The organism is Myxococcales bacterium, assembly GCA_016706225.1.
In the GTDB taxonomy this organism is placed as follows: domain Bacteria; phylum Myxococcota_A; class Polyangia; order Polyangiales; family Polyangiaceae; genus JADJKB01.
The window spans coordinates 252,281-267,877 of the sequence record JADJKB010000010.1; the positions used below are offsets into that span (position 1 = coordinate 252,281).

Sequence of the window (15,597 nt, forward strand, 5' to 3'; positions counted from 1 at the left end):
GCATTGAGGGCGCTTCCGACAAACGTATATACTGGGCGTTCTCGGAGGAGCTGCCCCATGATGTTTCGTCGTGTCTTCACTTCAGTGCTCGCGGGTCTGATCGTTGCGGCTTGTGGCGGTGACGACGAGGGGGGCGGCTCGGGAACCGGAGGCAAGGGTGGCACCGGTGGCGCGGGCGGCAGCACGAGCGGCGGCGGTGGCACGCCGGCGGGGGGAGCAGGCGGCACGACAGGCGGCGCGGGAGGCGCGGCCGGCTCGGGCGCGGCGGCCGGCTCCGGCGGCGTTGCGGGGGCCGGAGGTGCGAGCGGGGGCTCCGGTGGCGCTGCGGGAAGCGGCGGCGCGAGCGGAGGCACCGGCGGCGCGACGGGCGGCACCGGCGGCGCGACGGGCGGCACCGGCGGCGCGACGGGCGGCACCGGCGGCGCGACGGGCGGCACCGGCGGCGCGGCGCGGCGGAGGCACTGGCGGCGCGACGGGCGGCACTGGCGGCGCGACGGGCGGCACCGGCGGCACCGGCGGCACCACGTGTGGAGCAACGGCACCGGCGCTCAAGCTGACCAATGTCGGCACGAGTGTCGGCGGCACGGCCGTGTTTCTGACGTCACCCCCCGGTGACAAGGCCCGGCTCTTCGTGGTGCGGCAGTCGGGACAGATCCGGATCATCAAGAACGGCACCAACGTCACGACACCGTTCCTCGACATCACCAGCACCGTCACCAGCGGCGGCGAGCGCGGTCTCCTCGGCCTGGCGTTTCACCCGCAGTACGCCAGCAACGGGCGCTTCTTCGTCTATTACACCCAGTCCGCGAGCCCAACCGGTGACATCGTGATCGCCGAATACAAGGTCTCGGGCGGAAGCCCCGACATCGCGACGGCCACGCAGGTCGCGAAGCTCGTGCAAATTCCCCACAGCATCAACGGCAACCACAACGGCGGCATGCTGGCTTTCGGCCCGGACGGCTACCTCTATGCGGGCATCGGGGACGGCGGCGGTGGCGGTGATCCGTTCAAGGCAGGGCAAGATCTGACGACCAACCTGGGCAAGATCCTGCGCCTGAACCCGGACGCACCGTCGACCTCGGTGGCCGGCAACGTGCAGGGCCTGATCTGGGACTACGGCCTGCGCAACCCCTGGCGCTTCAGCTTCGACAAGACCCTCGGCGATCTGTACATCGGCGACGTCGGTCAGAACGCCTGGGAAGAGATCGACTTCGAGCCCAAGGGCGCGGGCAAGAAGAACTACGGCTGGAGCGTGATGGAGGGCACACACTGCTACAACGCTACGACCTGCAATCAGTCCGGGCTGACCTTGCCGATCCAGGAGTACCCCCACAGCGCGGGCTGTTCGGTGACCGGTGGTTACGTGTACCGCGGCAACGCCATCCCGTGTCTGAAGGGTTGGTACCTCTACGGCGACTACTGCACGGGCACCATCTGGGCACTCCGGGTCGTCGGGGGTGTGGCCCAGGGCAATGCCGCCCTCAACATCAAACAGACCAGCCTGACCTCGTTCGGTGAGGACGACTCCGGTGAGCTGTACGCGCTCGCGGGCAATCAGGTGCGACGCATCGACGCCAACTGACGGCGCGCGCTCACTTGGGCGTCGGGATCACGACCACGGTGTTGATCGGCCTCAGGTTTTCTCCGGCTGGATAGGCGTAGCTGACGTCACAGGTGTTGTCGGGTTTGGTGTTGTCACACGGCGCCGAGTTACCCGGCCGTGTTTCGGGAGTGCCCCAGCCCCACACGTAGAGCCCAAACGTCTCGCTCGAGGTCATCTCGCGCCGCCCGTTGTTGCAGTTGCCCTGCGCCTCGAAGTTGTGGCGCGAGAGATCGACCCGCGTGAACTCGTACTGTCCGCTCGCGCCAATCGGCTGGAAACCATCGAGTTTTCCGGCGCAATCCAGGGTCACGTCAGCGAACCCGCCGTCGCCACGCCGGCGAATCACGACCAGGTTGGTCTCGGGATAGGTCGGATCGGTGAAGAACACATAACGCTTCATGTATTGCTGGCCGGCGACCATGCGCAGAAAATCCGGATCGCCATAGCCGGCCGGCGCGCCGAGATCCGCGAGCATGCCCGAGCTCGACATGTACGTGAACACCATGAACGGGTGCGCGGCGTCCTGACTCTTGACCACGAACGGCGTGTCACTCTCGACCTCCGCCACGCTGCCGAGCTCCAGCTTGCCCGGAGCACCGGGGATCGGGGGATCGAAGCTGAGCTCCGTGCCGTCGACCGCGCCAACGAAACGGTGTTTGCGCTTCTCGCTGATCCCCGGCACACGGTCCCGATAGCTGGCCACGGCGTACTCGTGTCCCAGCGCACGCACCGGCGGGATCTGTTGCTCGGAGTGGTCGCTGTAGTCCGTCTCCGCCGGCAGCCTCAGGCCGAGGTGTCCCGCAAACAGGCCGATGGGTTTGTCGGCTTGAATGGGGCTGCCGGTGAGCTCGTCGCTCTGGATGAACTCGACGGTCTCACCGGCGTTCAGCGACAATTTGCCGAGAGTATTGGCCGGAATTTCCGCGACGTTGATGCCCGCCTTGATGGTCGTCTTGGGCAAAATGGTGACCGTCGTGCCGTCCTCCTTTGCGATCAGCGTCATGCTCGGTGGAATGCTCATGCCCTGCCAGAACGCCTGGGCGTAGGCGTTCACCGCGACGTAGTTGGTGTCCCACGCGCTCGTGGGCAAGAGCAGGGTTGCGCCCGTCGTGGCGGAGTACGCCGCGTTGAACGGCAGCATCTGGTAGGCGACGACGGGGCGATCCGTCTCGATGTGGAAGCCCTTGGCGCGCCCCGTCGAGATGTTCATGCCCCAGTGTACGTGTGCGTCGAGACCCACAGCAGCCGGGACGGGACAAGCCGCGGGCGACGCCCAGTTGCCGTGAGCGACGGGGTCGTTGGCCAGGAACAAGATCGCAACCTCCCCCGGCGGCAGACCCTGGGCAGTGTCGTAGGGCTGGTACTTGAGGTTCGTCCCGGTACCCACGGGGCGCGCCGCATGTTTCCCGAGATCGATCGGCGCGCCACCAAAGCTGGCCTGAAGGTGCACGGGGGTACTCCAGGTATTGGCAACGAATGCCACGAAACATCCGCCGAACCCCCCGCCCATCGCGTCGAGGGCGACCGCGTAGTAGTCGCAGCCCACGGTGGTCTTGTTGGCCGCGGCGGCCTGGCACGGATCCATGCACTTGCCCAGCCCACAGGCGAGCCCCGCGGCGCAGGTCTCCTTGACGCTGCCGTCGCAGTTCAACACCTGCGTGTAGTCGTCGGAGCACGGCAAACACGCCGTGCCCCCACTGTCGGCCTGACCCCCGTCGAGGTTCAAGAGCCCGCCCGCGCCGCCTGCAGCGCCGGCCCCAGCCCCGCTGCCTCCGGCGCCGCCGCCAACCCCGGCTTGACCCCCGAGCCCGGCGCCGTCGCCGCTCCCACCCGAGGCGGCCGAACAGGCAGCGCCGAGCGCAGCCACCACGATTCCGAGCCCCAGTCCCAATGCGAGTCGTGCCATTGCCGTCCTCTTCCGTCGGGGCGCAAGACGACGCCCACACCGTCATGTGTCGACGGGCAGGCGGGACGGGCGGGATTTTCTTTCGGGAGTTGGGCCGAGACGCGCGGGTTACATCGACGCGAGCCACCAGCACAGCGCGGCACCGATAGAAAAACCACCAACCAGGTAGACGACTGCGCCCAGCCACGGGCCGCGCTTCGGCACGACCACTGCCAGCTCTTCCGCCGCCTCGTCGTTCACGGCGCACGACGCCAGCTCGGAGCTCGGCGGCCCGTCGATCACGGCAACCCGCGGCGCCGGTGGAACCGGCGGCGGTTCGGGCTTCGCAGTCACCCTCGGAACCAAACCAATCCGGTCGCTCGGGCGCGGCGGCAAGCACCGCACACCGGAGCTTCGGGTCGGCTCAGCCGGCTCGCCGATGATCCGACTGAGCGCCATGGCGTTGGCCGGGCGGCGCCCGCGATACGCCGATAGCCCGCCATCGATGGCGTCGGCGAGCGCTCGGGGCAAATCCGGAATTCGCTCCCCGAGCGGAGTGAACTTCCCCCACAGAGACGCCTGCAAGATCTCCGGCGCAGTCAGGCCGCCGAACGGGGGTTGCCCGGTGAGCATCTCGTAGAAGACCGCGCACGCGGAGTAGAGATCGGCTCTTTCGTCGAGCTCGAGCCCGAGCGCCTGCTCCGGCGGCATGTACAGCGGCGTGCCTGAGGTGCCGAGGTTCCCGTGGTCCCCCTCGACCAACCCTTCGGAGATCCCGAAGTCGAGCACCTTCACCTCGGGCCGGTCCGGCGCCAGGTGAGTGACCATCACGTTCGCCGGCTTGAGATCCCGGTGAATGATGCCCTCGCGATGCGCCGCCGCGAGCGCGCCCAGCACCTGCAACATCAGCTCGCACGCATAGGGCAGCGGCAGCGGGCCGCGAGCCGCGAGGATCTCCGCCAAGGTCTCCCCTTCGAGCAGCTCCATGACGATGAACGGCACGCCGGCGGAGTCCAGGCCGATGTCGCGGATGTCGACGACGTTCGGGTGGTCGATGCGCGCGGCGATCCTCGCCTCGCTGATCACGGCGGCTCTCAGATCGGCCCGCGCTGCAAAGCTCGGCGACAGGAGCTTCACCGCGACCCGGCGCCCGATCAGCAGGTTCTCCGCCTCGTACACCGAGCCCGAGGTGCCGGATCCCAGCTTGCGCATGAGAGCGTACTTCCCGGCCAGGACCGGGGGGCGGAGGGAGCAAGCATTGGACATGAGCTACCCCCCCGAAACGGTCCGGCGCTGGACCGCTTAAGCGAATTCGAGGTCGCAGTTCCGGCGGCTCAGCGCGCGCCGTCGGGACGGGCCGCCCGCGGCGGAGCCTGAGCCCTACTCGCGGGCGTAAGGCTCGCCCCGCAAGATGCTGAAACCCCGGTAAATCTGCTCGAACAGGACGACCCGAGCCAGGCGGTGGGGCAGCGTCAAGCTCGACAGGCTGAGACGCGCGTCGGCAGCTCGGGAGACCGCCTCGGGGATGCCCTCTGCCCCGCCGATCAGAAAAGCCACGTTGCCCTTGCCCCGCCCGGTCCAGGTCTCGAGCCGCCGCGCAAAGGCCTCGCTGTTCAGGCGCTCGCCGTCGACCTCGAGCGCGACGACCCAGGTGTCGGCGGGGACCGCCCGGGCCAGGGCCGCGTCGTCCTTGACCTCGATCTCGTCGAGCCGGGTGTAACGCCGGATGCGGCCCAGGTAGTCGTCGCAAAGCTCGCGGAACGCCGGCTCCTTGAGCTTTCCGACGGCGACGACGCTGAGCCTCACTCGCGTCCGCCGCCACCTGGCATGGGGACACGCCGGGCGTCGAGCCAGAGGCCATCGAGGTCGTAGAGCGTGCGCGCGCTCTCCTCGAAGACGTGCACGACGACGTCCACGAAATCGATCAGCACCCAGCGCGCCGCGGGCAGGCCCTCGACGCTGATGGCGGGAGAGCCGCTCTTCCCCAGGGTGTAGTCGACCGCATCGGCGATCGCGGCGACGTGCCGATCACTGTGGCCGGTCATCAGCACGAGGTAGTCCGCATAGTCGACCTTGCCCGTGACATCGACGATCTCGACCGCCGCGGCCTTCTTGTCGAGGCCCGCCTGCGCGGCCAGGAGCGCCAGCTTCTGCGCCCCCGCCGAGGGAGCGGGAGGCGGCACGCTGGGCGCTCGCGGCGGTCGACTCGGCCGCGGTCCGCTCGCGCGGCGATCGGGCTTGGGCAGCGGCGGTCTTAGCGCGCTCTCCGGACGACGCGGCTTCGTGGTCTTCTTCTTGGCTGGCGTTTTCTTGGCGCTCAAATCCGAACCTGTCCTTCACCCAACACGATCCACTTTTCTGCGGTGAGACTCTCGAGGCCCATCGGTCCGTAGGCGTGGAGCTTGGAGGTCGAGATGCCCATTTCGGCACCGAGTCCGAGCTCTCCCCCGTCGTTGAAGCGGGTCGAAGCGTTCACGAGCACGCAGCTCGCGTCCACCTCGGCCAGCCAGCGATCAGCGTGATCCAGCTGGTTGGTGCAGATGGCTTCACTGTGATTGGAGCCAAAGAGCTCGACGTGTGCCAGGGCGGAGTCGAGATCGTCGACCACCCGCACCGCGATGATCTTCGCCAAGAACTCCGTCCCCCAGTCGGCGTCCGTCGCGAGCGTGACGCCCGGCGCGATGGCCCGGGTGCGCTCGCAACCGCGCACCTCGACAGCGTGGGCAACGAGCGCCTCGACCGCGCGGGGCAGCAGGCGTTGGGCCACGTCCGTGTGCACCAGCAGGCACTCCAGGGCATTGCACACCCCGGGACGTTGGGCCTTGCCGTTGACCGCCAACGCAATCGCCATATCGAGATCCGCGCTCGCATCCACGAACAGATGACACACACCCTTGTAGTGTTTGATCACCGGCACCCGCGCCACGTCCGCGACGAAACGGATCAACCCCTCGCCGCCCCGTGGGATGGCCAGATCGATCACGTCCCGCAGGGACAAGAGGTCACGGATCTCCTCGCGGTCGCCGGGCGGCAAGAAACACACGGAGTCGATCGGCAGATCGGCGTCCGTGAGCGCGCGCCGCATGAGCTCCACCAACACCGCGTTGGTGCTGGCTGCTTCCTTGCCGCCTCGCAAGATGACCGCGTTGCCGCTCTTGAGCGTGAGCGCAGCGGCCTCCACGGTGACGTTGGGGCGCGACTCGTAGATGATCGCGATCAGCCCGAGCGGCAGGCGTTGTCTGGCGACCCGGAGCCCACTTCCCGTCGACCGCATCTCGCTGCGCTGGCCGATGGGATCCGGCAGCGCAGCGACCTCGGCGACCGCGGCCGCGAGCGCGTCGATCCGTCCGGACGACAAGACCAAGCGATCGACGAGCGCGCTCGCCAGGCCCGACGCCTTGGCGCGCCGAACGTCGTCCTCGTTCGCCGCTTCGATGGCCGGCCGCTCGCTGGCGAGCAGCTCGACCATTCGGCGGAGCGCGGCGTCTTTTCGCCCTCGGCTCTGGCGCGCGAGAATGCGAGACGCCGCCTTCGCGCTCCGTGCGATTTCTCCAACGTCCAACGCGCGGCAGCCTAGATCAGGGGCGCCGCCCGTGCCAACCGCCCCGGGCCTCAGGGCTCGGCCGGCGGCGCGAGGGGAGCCGCGTCCCCGGCCTCGGATTGCCCAGCGTCCACGGGCTCGTCGTCCGTCACTTCCTCACCCTCGACCTGGTTGAAGGGGTCGATGGGCTTGCCCGCGTCCCACTCCATCACCTGGGGACGCTCGTACTCCGGCGGCGGGCCCGGAGGCCGCTCGCGGCGCGCCGAGCACGCCGAAAACCCCATGCCCACGAGCAAACACCAGAACGCGGGGTGCCTCATAACGCCACCCCCGAGTCCACCGGATCCGAGGCGGGCGGTGGCGGGAGCGGAGGCGCGGGCTCCTCGTCGTCGTCGGGGTTCACGGGAGCCGCGAGGCCCGGGACCGGTGCGCTGCCCGCGGCCATGGTGCCCCGGGCGTTCGGCGCCGCCGCGGGCACCAGCGCGCTCGATGCCGGAGGCGGAGGATCCGACTTCCTGCCGGAGCAAGCTCCGATCCCGAGCAGCATCACGACATACAACCATCGCGTCATACCCAGCGTTCCTCGTCGACTGCTTCCAGGGTCGTTTGAAGGTCGAACTTGGGAGCGTACCCGAGCACCTGCCGCGCTCGCGCGTCCTCGACCATACAGACGTAGCGGATGAAATCCAGCTCGGGCGCCGGAAAACTCGTCATGTGCAGGCGCCAGAGCCGGGTCGACCCCCGTTCGCGCCAGGGCGTGGGGCACCGGCAGGGTGGTTCGCCCGAGCAGCTTGAGCGCTCGGGAGAGCGCGACCGGAGGCGGGCCGGCAATGTTGAAGATCCCGCGGGCGCCCGGCCGGAGCGCCAGGCGGATTGCCCGCACGACGTCGTCTTGGTGCACGACCTGCATCATGGGATCGAAGCCGAGCAGCGTGGGGACCACCTTCAAGCGCAGGTAGTTGCTGGGTGCGTTCTGGACGGTGCCCAGGATGTGCGCCGGGCGCAGGATCACGATCTCGGTGTGGGGGCTCCGCCAGAAGAACGACTGAGCCAGCATGTCCAGCTCGATCAGATCTCGGATCTCGCTGAAGCGATTGGCCCCGAGCAGTGGTGCGTCTTCGGCAATGAACTGCGGATTGTCCGGGCGGGGCCCATACACGTTTGCGCTGGAGAGCAGGACCAGCTTCGGAATGTCGTAGGTCTCGACGTACTCGAGCAGCTTCTGGAAGGCGATGACGTTCCAGGTGTGATGGTCATCGGCGCCGAGCCTCGGGTCGTGCATCACACCCAGGTGCACGAGCGCACTGATCTCGGGTCTGCGGAAGATCTCCCGAGCCTTCTTTCGACGCAGGTCGATGGTGTGGTGCTCGATGTCCTTGGGACGACCGGGAAACTCCCGTCGATCGAGGCCGATCACCGGCCGCTCGCGGTGCAACTGTCGCGCGAGGCGACGACCGAGGCGCCCACAGATCCCCGTCACGATCACCGCGCCCTGCTCGATGCGGTCCGCCGATTTGCCGTCCGACTCGCGGCGCCCCTTTGCGCGTCGGTCGACCTGCCGCCGCTCGGGCGCCGGTTTCTTGCTGGGGGATCGCTTGACCATGGCCGCTCAGAAGAACAGGTTCTTGCGCTCCTTCAGGCCGCGATTGAGCATGCTCTGAATGCAGTGACGCACGACCGCGACCTTCTCCTCGATCACTGCGTCATCCTCGTCGGCGTCACCCTGAAAGCGCAGCGGCTCACCGAAGGTGACGTGGTACTTCGTCGGCAGCGGCATCTGCCCACCGGGCACGAAGACCTGGGGAATGATCGGGAAGATGGGCATGCCCAGCATGCGCGCCAGCCAGCGCACGTTGCCGATGTTGACGTATTGCTCTTCGGCCCCGACCACGGCGACCGGGACGATGGGGGTGTCGGTCTCGATCGCAAGGCGCATGAACCCGACACCGAACTCTTGAAGCTGGTAACGCTCGGTGAAGGGTTTGCTGATGCCCCGAGTGCCTTCGGGAAACACCAACAGCAGCTCGCCCATCATCAGCAGCCGGCGTGCGTTCTCGGGCACGCCCACCACCTGGCCAACCCGGCTGAAGAAGGTCGAGACGAACGGCAGCGTCTGGGACCACTTCTCGACCATCGCGCGGATCATGCGCGGCGGATCGTGGTCGAGGAACAGGGCTGAGCCGATCATCGCGCCGTCGATGGGGATTTGCCCCGAGTGATTGGCAATCAGCAGGGCCCGCCCTTCGGGCACGTTGTCGAGCCCGCGGACCTCGGTGCGAAACCAGAGCCGATGAAAGAAGGCGCAGGTCATCAGCGCGTACTTCGCCGTCTGCACGTCGAAACCAAACGGGTCACCCCCGGCATCGGCGTAACGAGCCTGGAGCGAGCGCGCACGGGCCTCGAAGTCGGGGCCCACGGTCTTGACCGCGAGGGCGTCGAACGAACGGCGCGCCCCTCCCCAGACCCTTCCAACCATGGGCAGGAAATCTTCGGCGGCGACGTCGCCGATGCGAGCGAGCGCGGTCCGCACGGGCATCGGCGCCGACTCTACTACACGGAAGAAGCCGGGGCGCGCCGCCGGTGTGCCCGGAATGGCGCGGAGCCCGGCGCCATGCGGGGTCGGGCCCCCCTCACGGTTCGCGCGGATCTCGACCGACCCGGGGCTTCGAGGGCACGATGCACACCGGTGCGCCTTCCCCCCGCTCTCCGTCCCGGTGATGCCGTCCGCATCATCGCCCCGTCCGGCCCGTTCGATCGCACGCTGGCGCTGTGTGGCGCCGGGTTCCTGCGCCACCGCTACCGGGTCGACTTCGACTGGGGAATGTTCGAGCGGCGGGGATTTCTGGCTGGGCCCGACGAGCGGCGCCGCAGAGAGCTCGACCAGGCCCTCAGCGCCAGCCACGTTCGCGCCGTGGTTGCCGCCCGCGGTGGCTACGGTCTGACCCGGATCCTGCACCGCTCAGCGCTGGCGCAGCTCGCCCGCGACCCGAAGTGGATCGTCGGTTTCTCCGACGTGACGGCGCTGCACGTCGAGTGCGCGCGGCTCGGGATCGCGTCGCTCCACGCCCACAACTGCGCCGGGCTGGGACGTGGCGACGCGCACGGGCGCCAGGCCTTCATCGATGCGCTGGAGAACCCAGCGGCGGAGCGGCATTTCTCCGGGCTCGCGTCCTGGCGCGGCGGCTCCGCCGAGGGCACGCTGTTCGGCGGCAATCTCACCGTGCTCTTCACGCTGGCTGCGGCCGGACGTCTGTTCGTTCCCGATGGCGCGGTGCTGTTCATCGAGGACGTCACCGAGAGCGCCTACCGCCTCGACCGCATGTTGACCGCGCTGATGTGCGGCGGTGCGCTGGATCGAGTCTCCGCGGTTGCGGTCGGCGAGCTCACCGACTGCCCGACGGGGCCTCACGGCGTGCCCGCTGAAGACGCGGTGCGCGAGCGGCTGGAAGAGCTCGGAGTGCCCGTGGTCGCCGGAGTGCCCGCCGGCCACGGCAAACACAACACACCGCTCGTGCTCGGCGCGCCCGCCCGTGTCGCCGACGGCTGCCTCAGCCTGTTTCCTGCTCGATGACCCGTCTCGGGACGCTCGAGTTCGACGCTCAGATCGGCTCGTCGTCGACGATCTCGTCGTCGTCGACCATCAGCTCTTCGTCGTCGACCTCTTCACCTTCGGCGCGGTCGAGCGGGCTCACGTCGTGGTGGGTGACCTCGTCGGAGTCGTCGAAGGCGAAGTCGGGCGGCGACGGCGGATTGGATCGCGAAGGGGGCGGCGGCGGCGCGGTGGGCGCGGGCGGCGGCGGTGGCGGTGCCGCATCCTCGCCCGCGGCCAGCTCGGCATCGGCTTCCGGCGCCTGGGTGCGATCCGTCGTGTCTTCCACCAGTCCCGAGATGGACCCGCTCATGGTGATCTCGTCGTCACCCGGGAAGCTGAGATCGGGCCGCGCAGGTTTGGTCGGCGTCGGCGCGAAGTGAGGCGCGACCGGTGGGATGGTCGGACTCTGATCGTCCGCTTCCTCTTCCTCGTCCCCCTCCACGTCCGGCTCCGTCGACATCGCGGCATCGAACGCCTCGGCGGCGTTGGGCTGGGTGACCAGCTGCAGCTCCGGGGAGCTCTTCAGGGGGAAGGCCGGCAGAAGATCGGCCTCCGCCTTCGGGGTCACCTTGGCGGGCGCTGGGGTGGGCATGGCGACCGGCGGGGGTCGGCTCGGCTTGTTCAGCATGCCCGCCTTGGCGCGCTCGAGCCCCTCCGTCGCCTCGGGATCACCGCTCTTCATGCGCAGGACGCGCCGCCAAGCATCGGCGGCTTCGCGGTAATCGACGAGCTTCTCTTCCCACAGCCGCGCGACCTTGCGCGCGAGCTCGGCGCGCGACGCGGGATCCTTCCCGCGCAGGATCATGTCCTCGTACAGCTGCACCATGCCCTTGAAGTCTTCGAGCTCGGTGTAGAGCGCGAGCAGCTGATCGGTCACGGCGGTGTCGGAGGGTGACAGATCGTGCAGGCGTTTGAGATCCGTGGCCGCACCCGCGCGATCGTCCAGCGCTCCACTGCGCAGCTCCGCGCGGCGCGCGAGCAGCTTGCGGACGAGCGGGCCGTCGAAGACCTCTTCGAGTGCGCGCGACAGCACGACCTCCGACCGCCGCATGTCACCCACCTCTTTGGACAGCTCGTCCAGAGCGTCGAGTCCGGGATCGTCGACGTGCGTGACGATGGCGTCGCCCACCCACTTGAACGCCTTGTCGATGTCACCCAGATCCCGATAGGCGAGCTGGGCCGCGCGCCGGAGCAGCGCGCTGCGGGTCCGCCCGCCGTCGCGCGAGCCTTGCCCGCCTGCTGCCAGCGCGTCCGCCAGGATGCCCGTGAGTTTGCTGTCCCCTCGCCGATGGTCGCTGGTGCGCGCCACATCTTCCAGCGCCTCGAGCGTGTCTTCCTGGACGCCCGCCCCGAGCGTGAGGTCGAAGAAACCCCGCGCGCGGTCGAGTGCGTCGTGATCGGCTGCCACCTCGGCGGCCCGCGCGAGGGCGTTCAAGCGATCACCGGGGGCCTTGCAGCGCACGATCTGTCGCTCGTAGAGATCGATCACGTGACCGGCCGCAAACGCCAGGCGCCCGAGCCGCTCGAGCAGTGGCTCGACGTCGCCGGGGCCCACGCTCGAGAGCGCTTGTTCCCCATGCTGGAGCGCTTCCTGGGGATCGACCCCGGCAGCGACCAACAACTCCGCCTGTCGCACCATTTCTTCGGCGCGGCTCGGGCCGGTCAGCTCTTGGACCAGGAGGTCATGGGCCGCACCCAAGGACTCGAGGTCTCGAAGCTTGACCGCGATCTCTTCCAGGTTCTTCGCGATGCTCGCATCAGCGCCACGGGTCCGGATCAACTCTTGCCCGACCTGAGCCGCGTCGGCCTCGCGCCCGACCTCGACGAAACGCTGAAACGCTCCGCGCAGCGCCTCGTGCCGCTTCGGCCCGACAGGCGCCTCCGCGTACCACTCCACTAGCTTGGTCGCGACGATGCCCTTCCAGCCCAGGCGGTCCCCCAGCTCGACGTACCCGTCGCGACAGGCTTCGTCCCCCTGATCCGCCACGCCCATCAGCGCCGCCAGAGCCTCGTCGCCGCGGCCGACCTTGTCCTCGAGCACCTCGGCCAGGCGCCGGGTCATCGTGCTGACCTCGGCTTCGTCGCCCTCGACCTCGACCAGGACTCGCATCAGCTCGGCGACCCGCGGCCAGTCCTCGACCCGCTCGCACAGTGTCGCCAGGCGCTGAACCGCGTCGTAGTCCTCTTCGTCCAGCGCACGAATGATGTCGAGCACCCGAATGGCCGACTGCGGGTCGTCGATCTCACCCTCGTAGAGGCCGGCCAGCTTCTGCGCAATCTCGAGCCGGTGCTGCGCATCCGCGACGGCGACCAGCAAACGCTCGCAGGCGTCGGCCGTGCCCTTGGGATCGCCTCGCTTTTCGTGGAGGGCCGCGACTGCCTCGAGGGCTTCGGTGTTCTTCGGATCGTGGTCTTTGAGCACGCGCTCGTAGCGTTCGATCGCGCCTTCTTTGTCGTCCAGGCCATCCGCCACGATGCGCGCCTCGCGCAACATCACGCTGGCTCGGGTCGCGTCGTCGCCGGACGTGCGGGCCAGCCGGTGGAGGTACTCTGTGGCGTCGGCCCACTCACCGCGTGCTTCGGAGTCGTCGGCGAGCCACGACAAGGCATCGGCGTCGTCGGCATCACTGAGCAAGAGCACCAGGCTTGCGCGCGCTCCATCCAGATCCGAGAGCTGTTCCTGCTGGATCTGCGAGGCGCGCTTGCGCAAGCTGACCCGCAGCTCCTTGTCCGTCAGCTTCTCGGCACGTCGCAGCAAGAACGCCGTGAGATCCAGCGAGCGCTCGGATGCGGCGTAGCGCTCCTCGAGCAAGAGCGCGAGGGCGTCGTTGGTCGGGTCGAGATCCGTGGCCTGCTCCAACCGCGTCACCGCCGTGCCTTCGTCCCCACCCTGGGTGAGGTACTCGGCCGATTTCGCGAACAGCGCCGCCTGATCTTTCGGTTTCTGGGCGTACTCGGCGCGCCGCTCCGCCGCCCCCGCCGCCTGCTCCCACGCGCTGGCCTGGGCAAAACAGCGCTCCGCCGCCTCCCACAAACCAGCGTCCCCGCCCTTCGACGCGGCCTCGGAAAACGCGTCACCCGCTGCCAGGTGCTCCCCGGCCGCTTCGCGCAGCTCGCCGAGCTTCTTGAACAGCTGTGCGCGTTCGGCCTCGTCGCTCACCGTGCCGACGTTGTCGGAGATCACCTGCGCGGCCAGATCGAGACGCTGGCTGCGCTCGAACATCTTGATCGCGGTGTGAATGGCGCTGTCGTCCTCCGGCGCCAGTCCCGCGATGCGCGCCCAGGCCTCGCCGGCCGCCACCAGATCCTTGCGCTTCTGCTCGTGCAGCTTCGCAAGGGCCTTCTCCATCGAGATCCGCGTCTCGAGATCGGAGGTCTGTTCGGCCTCTTGCTCGAGCAACGTCGCCAGGTCGTCCCAGCGGCTGGTGCGCTCGAGCAAGCGCTTCAGCTGCGCTTTCGGCCCTTCGTCGCCGCGGTCCAGGCTGACCAGCTGCTTGAGGGCGGAGATCGCCGTATCCAGATCTCGCAACTGCGTCTCGCACAGCCCGGCGATTTCTCGCAGCCAGCCCTTGCGTGAGTCGATGTCGACGCCCGGGGTCTTGGCCGCAGACAAAAGCACGTCGCGCAGGTCCGCGTATTTCCGCGACTGCCGCAGGTGCGCTTCCATGAAGGTCAGCGCGTCGGGGTTGGCCGGGTCGAGCTCCAGCACCTCGGAGTATTTGCCGGCGGCCTCGGTCTTTTTGTTCTTGCGCGTCAGGGCGTCCGCAACGTCGAGCAGGCCGCGCACTCGCTCTGGGTTCGGTGCGTCGGCCGCGGGCGCGAGCGCATCGAGCATCGAGTCGTCGGCGCCCTCGTCGGACTGCATCGCGCGCGATACCAGCGCGCGAGCATCGGCCACCATGGCGCCCTGCGGGTTCGCCTTGAGGTAGCTCGCGACCTTCGTGGCAATCGAGGCCTCACGACCGCTCTGCCCGGCGTAATACATGGCGAGCTGGACCGCGCGGTCATCCGTCGGATCGAGGTCGAGCGCGCAGCTCGAGTACGACAGGCCGTGGTCGCCGGAGTATTCCTCGGCCAGCTCGACGAACAGCCGTGCGGCCTCCCCTGCCTCGCTGGGGTGCAGCTGATCGCCGCCCTGTTTGCGCTCCAGTACCAGGGCCGCAAACTGCTGCTTGAGCCCGGCATCTTGACCGCCGTCGACGGTGCGAGCGTGGCGCAGCGCGTCCGTCGCGCCGCCGAGATCGCCGGCGAGCTTTCGCACGTCGGCCTCGTCACGATACAGCGCGACCTGGCGCTCGGGATCGTCGGTCAGCGCGATTTCCATCGAGAAGTACGGGATCGCGTCGGCGTACTGCTGCGCGGTCTTCAGGGCCTCGCGGACCGAGTAGATCGCGTACTGACTCTGGGGGTCGTAGTCGAGCGCGCGGCGAAAGTTCTCGATGGCCTTCTTGGGCTGCGAGAGCGGCGGGTCCGCCCACAGCCGACCGAGCTCTTCGTGGATGCCGGCCACGTGCGCGCGCATCTCCGGATCTTGCTGCGCCGTGGGGGCCAGAGCCTTGGCCCGCCGCTCGAGCAGCGCGGCCAGCGCCTTCTGATCGCCCTTCTCGCGGTAGAGCGTGGCGAGGCGGTCGGCTGGTGCGGGCTGGGTCGGGTCGCGGTCGATGGCGATCATCAACGCCCGCGCTGCGCGGTGCGCGTCGCCCAGCGTCTCGGACCAGACCTGTGCGGCTTCGGTCAGCCAGTGGCACGCGAAGGTTGGATCTTGGGTCGCCGTCCCGACCTTCTCCAAAAGCATCGCATACGACCGAGGGTCGCTCTGCCCCGCATGGTGCGCATATCGGACTGCCTCCTGATCGTGCGGGTTGTGGACCAGGCGCTGAACCAGCGCCTTCATCTCGCGGGGGTCCATGCCGGCGGCACCCTAACACGCGGCATCTTGCAGCCGCAACGCGGGTTTACATCGACATTTGCCCGCT

The 15,597-nt window shown here is 68.6% G+C and carries 12 protein-coding genes and 1 pseudogene; 3 read left to right on the forward strand and 10 right to left on the reverse strand.

Annotated elements, in window-relative coordinates:
* Positions 1-57 precede the first annotated feature (57 nt).
* Both IPI67_19025 and IPI67_19030 read left to right on the forward strand, forming a co-directional pair.
* On the forward strand, positions 58-615 hold the full coding sequence (locus IPI67_19025; GenBank protein ID MBK7582286.1) for a hypothetical protein: 558 nt from the start codon (positions 58-60) through the stop codon (positions 613-615).
* Positions 590-1,582, forward strand: a complete 993-nt coding sequence (locus IPI67_19030; GenBank protein MBK7582287.1) for a PQQ-dependent sugar dehydrogenase — start codon at positions 590-592, stop codon at positions 1,580-1,582. Before IPI67_19025 ends, IPI67_19030 begins: the two co-directional genes overlap by 26 nt.
* A 10-nt stretch (positions 1,583-1,592) precedes the next feature.
* Here the strand turns inward: IPI67_19030 and IPI67_19035 are convergent, their stop codons facing one another.
* The 9 genes and pseudogenes from IPI67_19035 to IPI67_19075 all read right to left on the reverse strand — a co-directional run bounded on the left by IPI67_19035 (position 1,593) and on the right by IPI67_19075 (position 9,565).
* Positions 1,593-3,509 carry an IgGFc-binding protein gene (locus IPI67_19035; protein MBK7582288.1) on the reverse strand — a complete coding sequence of 639 codons (1,917 nt, stop codon included), beginning with the start codon at positions 3,507-3,509 and terminating at the stop codon, positions 1,593-1,595.
* A gap of 108 nt (positions 3,510-3,617) precedes the next feature.
* The gene (locus tag IPI67_19040; protein MBK7582289.1) at positions 3,618-4,700 is read right to left on the reverse strand and encodes a serine/threonine protein kinase; all 1,083 of its coding nucleotides are present in this window, start codon (positions 4,698-4,700) and stop codon (positions 3,618-3,620) included.
* Between the two features lie 168 nt (positions 4,701-4,868).
* Positions 4,869-5,294 carry a 23S rRNA (pseudouridine(1915)-N(3))-methyltransferase RlmH gene (locus IPI67_19045; GenBank protein MBK7582290.1) on the reverse strand — a complete coding sequence of 142 codons (426 nt, stop codon included), beginning with the start codon at positions 5,292-5,294 and terminating at the stop codon, positions 4,869-4,871.
* Complete coding sequence (gene rsfS / locus IPI67_19050; protein MBK7582291.1) at positions 5,291-5,671, reverse strand: ribosome silencing factor; 381 nt, start codon at positions 5,669-5,671, stop codon at positions 5,291-5,293. Before rsfS ends, IPI67_19045 begins: the two co-directional genes overlap by 4 nt.
* A 134-nt stretch (positions 5,672-5,805) precedes the next feature.
* Entirely contained in the window at positions 5,806-7,050 is a 1,245-nt protein-coding gene (locus IPI67_19055) for a glutamate-5-semialdehyde dehydrogenase (GenBank protein MBK7582292.1), read from the reverse strand.
* A 50-nt stretch (positions 7,051-7,100) separates the two neighbouring features.
* Positions 7,101-7,349, reverse strand: coding sequence for a hypothetical protein (locus IPI67_19060; GenBank protein MBK7582293.1), 249 nt, complete (start codon positions 7,347-7,349; stop codon positions 7,101-7,103).
* Positions 7,346-7,600 carry a hypothetical protein gene (locus tag IPI67_19065; GenBank protein MBK7582294.1) on the reverse strand — a complete coding sequence of 85 codons (255 nt, stop codon included), beginning with the start codon at positions 7,598-7,600 and terminating at the stop codon, positions 7,346-7,348. Before IPI67_19065 ends, IPI67_19060 begins: the two co-directional genes overlap by 4 nt.
* Positions 7,597-8,632: pseudogene (locus tag IPI67_19070) on the reverse strand (NAD-dependent epimerase/dehydratase family protein). Before IPI67_19070 ends, IPI67_19065 begins: the two are co-directional and overlap by 4 nt.
* A gap of 6 nt (positions 8,633-8,638) precedes the next feature.
* Positions 8,639-9,565, reverse strand: a complete 927-nt coding sequence (locus IPI67_19075; GenBank protein ID MBK7582295.1) for an acyltransferase family protein — start codon at positions 9,563-9,565, stop codon at positions 8,639-8,641.
* Positions 9,566-9,640: 75 nt separating this feature from the next.
* Between IPI67_19075 and IPI67_19080 the strand changes: the two genes are divergently transcribed.
* Positions 9,641-10,600, forward strand: coding sequence for an LD-carboxypeptidase (locus tag IPI67_19080; GenBank protein MBK7582296.1), 960 nt, complete (start codon positions 9,641-9,643; stop codon positions 10,598-10,600).
* A 28-nt stretch (positions 10,601-10,628) separates the two neighbouring features.
* Here IPI67_19080 and IPI67_19085 read toward each other — a convergent pair whose 3' ends face one another.
* Positions 10,629-15,530 carry a hypothetical protein gene (locus tag IPI67_19085; GenBank protein MBK7582297.1) on the reverse strand — a complete coding sequence of 1,634 codons (4,902 nt, stop codon included), beginning with the start codon at positions 15,528-15,530 and terminating at the stop codon, positions 10,629-10,631.
* Positions 15,531-15,597: the final 67 nt, after the last annotated feature.

Bases quoted from the DNA above. Each gene is read 5' to 3' on its own strand.
- IPI67_19025 (MBK7582286.1), top strand. From the start codon at position 58: ATGATGTTTCGTCGTGTCTTCACTTCAGTGCTCGCGGGTCTGATCGTT.
- IPI67_19035 (MBK7582288.1), bottom strand. From the start codon at position 3,509: ATGGCACGACTCGCATTGGGACTGGGGCTCGGAATCGTGGTGGCTGCG.
- IPI67_19040 (MBK7582289.1), bottom strand. From the start codon at position 4,700: ATGCGCAAGCTGGGATCCGGCACCTCGGGCTCGGTGTACGAGGCGGAG.
- IPI67_19060 (MBK7582293.1), bottom strand. From the start codon at position 7,349: ATGAGGCACCCCGCGTTCTGGTGTTTGCTCGTGGGCATGGGGTTTTCG.
- IPI67_19065 (MBK7582294.1), bottom strand. From the start codon at position 7,600: ATGACGCGATGGTTGTATGTCGTGATGCTGCTCGGGATCGGAGCTTGC.
- IPI67_19075 (MBK7582295.1), bottom strand. From the start codon at position 9,565: ATGCCCGTGCGGACCGCGCTCGCTCGCATCGGCGACGTCGCCGCCGAA.
- IPI67_19080 (MBK7582296.1), top strand. From the start codon at position 9,641: ATGCGGGGTCGGGCCCCCCTCACGGTTCGCGCGGATCTCGACCGACCC.
- IPI67_19085 (MBK7582297.1), bottom strand. From the start codon at position 15,530: ATGGACCCCCGCGAGATGAAGGCGCTGGTTCAGCGCCTGGTCCACAAC.